2 protein-coding genes are annotated in these 1,224 nt (G+C 68.8%); one reads left to right on the top strand and one right to left on the bottom strand.

Going from position 1 to position 1,224, the window contains the following annotated elements:
* Positions 1–74: 74 nt before the first annotated feature.
* Positions 75–320 (bottom strand): hypothetical protein, encoded by a 246-nt coding sequence (locus P409_RS34735; protein ID WP_034849514.1) that lies wholly within the window; start codon positions 318–320, stop codon positions 75–77.
* Between the two features lie 145 nt (positions 321–465).
* Here P409_RS34735 and P409_RS34730 point away from each other — a divergent pair, with 145 nt between their 5' ends.
* Positions 466–1,092 carry a LemA family protein gene (locus tag P409_RS34730; protein WP_034849512.1) on the top strand — a complete coding sequence of 209 codons (627 nt, stop codon included), beginning with the start codon at positions 466–468 and terminating at the stop codon, positions 1,090–1,092.
* Positions 1,093–1,224 lie beyond the last annotated feature (132 nt).

The raw sequence follows: 1,224 nt of genomic DNA, 5'->3' as shown, positions 1-1,224 counted from the left end.
CGCCGCCGCCCGGCTGGCCGAGCAGATCCACGACTCGGTCGGCCGGCCGGAAGCGCTGGCGGCTTAGGCCGCTCTCACTGCACCGCCCAGGCCTTGCCGTCGGCCGACTGGCAGCCATAGGGCGGCAGGGCGCCGGCGAAATGCGCCTTCAGCCGGGCGCAGCCCCAGTCGCGCAGCGGCGCCGGCATGCGGCTGTTCAGCTCGATCCCGACCTCGTCATACGGGCTGCTGGTGTTGGTGACGTAGCGGTACCAGGTGAAGCCGAACACCACGACGACGGCGACAACGACGCCGATCAGCACGCTGAAGAGCTTGCCCATTCTCGAATTCCTGTTGCGGTGCGAAGCGATTCGGGACTCTGGTAGATGGGAAGCCATTCCCGTGGCGGTTCGAAGGCACGATTGCCGCCGCCGGGGGTTAGTGCTGCAATCCGCGGGCTCGCTCCGCTGATCGAGGGGGGATCGGATGCGTCGTTTCACCGGGCTGATCGTGATCATCGTCGTGGTCGTGGTGGCTGCGATCTGGGGCGGCAGCGCCTATAACCGCTTCCTGGCCGGCGACGAGACGGTCAAGGCCGCCTGGTCGGAGGTGCTGAACCAGTACCAGCGACGCGCCGACCTGGTGCCGAACCTGGTCAATTCCGTCAAAGGCTATGCCGCCCAGGAGAAGGACGTGCTGACCCAGGTCACCGAGGCGCGGGCCAAGGTCGGCACCGTGCAGGTGACGCCGGAGACGCTGGACGACCCGGCGGCGCTGCAGAAGTTCCAGGCGGCGCAGGGCGAGCTGTCCTCCGCCCTGTCGCGGCTGCTGGTGGTGACCGAGAACTATCCGCAGCTGAAATCCGACACGCTGTTCCGGGACCTGATGACCCAGCTGGAGGGCACCGAGAACCGGATCACCACGGCACGGAACCGGTCGATCCAGGCGGTGCAGGACTACAATGTCAGCGTCCGCCGCTTCCCGGGCAACCTGGTCGCCGGCCTCTTCGGCTTCAGCGCCAAGCCCAACTTCAGCGTCGAGAACGAGGCCGCGATCTCGACCGCGCCCAAGGTCGATTTCGGCACCTCCCCGGCGCCGGCCCCGAAGCCGTAGGCTTGCAGCCTTGAGGCTCCCGCCCCTGATCGTGGCAGCGATGCTGCGCCGGCTGGCCCTGCTGGGCTGGCTGCTGGTCCTGGCCGTCGCCCCGGCGGCGGCGCAGGAGCCGGTCGCCGTGCCGCAGCTGAC

Origin of the sequence: Inquilinus limosus MP06 (genome assembly GCF_000767795.1) — a bacterium.
Lineage (GTDB): Bacteria > Pseudomonadota > Alphaproteobacteria > DSM-16000 > Inquilinaceae > Inquilinus > Inquilinus limosus_E.
The sequence above is the reverse complement of the archived record's forward strand: the minus strand, read 5'-3'. Positions and strand labels throughout refer to the sequence as shown.

Excerpts from the sequence above, each read along its gene's own strand:
- P409_RS34730 (WP_034849512.1), top strand. The coding sequence starts at position 466 with ATGCGTCGTTTCACCGGGCTGATCGTGATCATCGTCGTGGTCGTGGTG.
- P409_RS34735 (WP_034849514.1), bottom strand. The coding sequence starts at position 320 with ATGGGCAAGCTCTTCAGCGTGCTGATCGGCGTCGTTGTCGCCGTCGTC.